The 2614-nt window shown below is 56.0% G+C and carries 2 protein-coding genes; both read right to left on the reverse strand.

The genetic code is table 11. From position 1 onward, the window contains the following. Positions 1-1241 (reverse strand): DUF3857 domain-containing protein (locus AC2VLY_RS00135; protein ID WP_486921568.1); only part of this gene is annotated, 1241 nt, incomplete at its 3' end. Between the two features lie 17 nt (positions 1242-1258). Continuing rightward, positions 1259-2614, reverse strand: a 1356-nt coding sequence (locus AC2VLY_RS00140; RefSeq protein ID WP_486891781.1) for a DUF3858 domain-containing protein, incomplete at its 5' end; no start/stop codon positions are given.

Raw genomic sequence — 2614 nt, forward strand, 5'->3', positions numbered from 1 at the left:
GGCAAGCTGAGATCGGGCAAAGGGGTTTGCGTCATGCGTGGATTTTTTCCGGTAATGAGCACCGGTCGGCCCGCATCCTCCAGGGGCAAACTATGGATGCCGGCATAGCGCGAAGTGGGATCCAGAAATAAATGATAAGCGGGCACATACACCAGAAAATGACCAAAGGCAAAGGGATCCACAGCAGGATAGGGGTGAAAGCGCGCGGAGGTGGAAATCATGGCCGGTACTGCTTCAATATGGAGGGCGCCTAGCAGGGTGCAGAGTAATACCGCATTGGCATTACTGTCGCCGACTCCGCGTTGCAGGGTGCTGCCCGCGCTGGGTGGCGTAAAGCCGGCGTTGGCGTAGTTGATGGATACCGAATGAATGTTTTTTTGCAACCAGTGATAAATGACCTTGACCGCATCCAGCCCTGTTGTCCCATGCGCAATATGTTCAGCGGCTTTTTGCAATTCCGGGGTCATTTGCATGGCGGGGGTGGCAAGCTGATTGTAAGCCGTGGCGACTTCAGTCCAGTGTTCTGCCGTCGAAATCACCGCCAGGGGCGCATATTGGGTCAGTGCCGGACTACCCAGTGGTGGGTAGGAAACCTTACTGAGGCTGGTTTCAAAAGACCGGCTGGCCGCATTTTTAGCGTGACTGATGGACACGGCATGCCAGGCATCCCCCTGCCGGGCAGCATAGAGTTTTTGCGCGGCAGGGGTGTGCAAAATGATTTGTGCCTTGCTGACAGGCACATTGGGGGCCAGGAGCGTGCTGATGGCGTAGATACCCGGCAAATAGGGATGATCATAGTGGATAGTGTAGCGGATGTGCAGCTTATCTCCGGGCGCTACCGCCGGAAAGACCACACTCTGGATGCGACCATCACTTAAAAAAGGCGCACTCAGGGCATCCGGGCTGGATTGGGTATAAATGGCATCGGCCGGGACGGGATGTTTAATGCCCGAAGCTGTTTCCGTATAGGCTTCGAGTATGTGCACCCGGGCAAAGTTGGCTGGATAGCCAATTTGCATCTGGGATTGTGACTGTACGCCAGCCATGGTCAGCGGTTGAATCACCCGGTCAATGCTGTCGGTATAGGCACCGTTTTTCTGGACGCTCAGTTCCTGACGCAGGAGTAACACCTGATAATTCACCTGGGCGGGTTCCCGGGCAAAAGCCGGGTTGGCGCTGACAGTCAGCAGGATAAAACCGGCAGTTAATAAAGCCGCTTTGGGAGTGAGATGACGGGTCATATGCAGGTTTCCTGAACTCATTGGCGAACAAGGATAATCGGGCTTTGCTGCGCGGCATAATCCAGTTTCAGGAGCGTGCGCAAGGCCGGATATTGCTGAGGGTTGTACACGACCCGCTGGAGTTGCAGTGTGTAGTGTACGATGACGCTGTGTTCTTGCTGGGTGAGGTTATAAGTGAAACTTCCCGCCTGATTATGGAGCTGCTGTGCGGGCGGCAGATATTGGACCTGATAACCCTCGGGCAGATGAATAGTCGTTGTCCAGTGGATGCCACCGAGGTAGGTGGTGACGGGATGTTGACGCTGCAGCGGGCCAATGACCCGGGTCAAGGCTTCCATGGGTCGGGCGGTGGCGGAAAGGCCGGGGGTCAGATAGGGACCGGAGGGAATGGGAAAACTGATATGATCGCCAACATGGGTGTAAGCCACAGTATGCCAATGAGCGGTAACGGCAAAGGGCTGGTCGAGAATATCCGGATTGCCTGGCACAAAGGTGCCACTCCCGCCCCCATCCGGCAGCAGCAGGGTATTCATTACCCGGTGATAGGCTGAGGGCGGAATGGAGGCGAAGGTTTGCCGATACATCCAGGCCCACCAGCCTTTGGTCTGCATTTTGGCAATCCCGCTCAGGTCACCATTTTGGTGCAGGGTCAGATCGGCTGCATAGTCCAACTGATTGGCATCGGGCTCGGCACCAGGGGTGGTTACTACCCGGGGATGCGGACCAGTGACAATGCTGGGTTTGTCGCGTTCACCAATAGCCAGCTGCCCCGGTGTTTCGTAGGTGCCGGTACTGTCCAGAAAAAGATGACGCTGCGGGGCATAGTCGATGGCGTGATTAAACCAGAAAGGAGTGGGCAGCGGCGGCAGGGTGAACACATTATTCCAGTTGATTAATGTTGGATAAAGCTTGAAGCCTCTGGCATTGAAAAGCGCCTGCAGCAGGGTGGCGTGGGCCTTGCAGTCCCCATAGCGGGTTTCCAGGGTTTTGCTGGCCGAGATGGGCACATAACCGCCGACACCCAATTCCAGACCTACATAACGAATATGGTGGGAGTCCCAGGTATACAGGGCTTTTTCCGCATCCCAGCCCTGCAGTCCATGACTTGCTGTATCGGCGGTTTTTTGGACAATGGGGGTAACTGCCGCCTTGTCGGCGGCGCGTGACCAGTAGGCCTTGCCGACGGCTGCCCAACTGGGAAAAGTACTGACTTCAAAAAGCGGACTGAACTGCCTTTCATCCACGGTGCTCGGCCCCGGATAACGTGCATGGTGTACCGCCATACGGGCGCTGATGTGAATCAACTTACCCCGGGTGTGTTGCGTAACTATCCAGTTGCCGGTTTTGGCGGCCCGTAAATGCATGTTGCGTGG

The sequence above is a fragment of the Acidithiobacillus sp. TH-A36 genome (assembly GCF_057473445.1).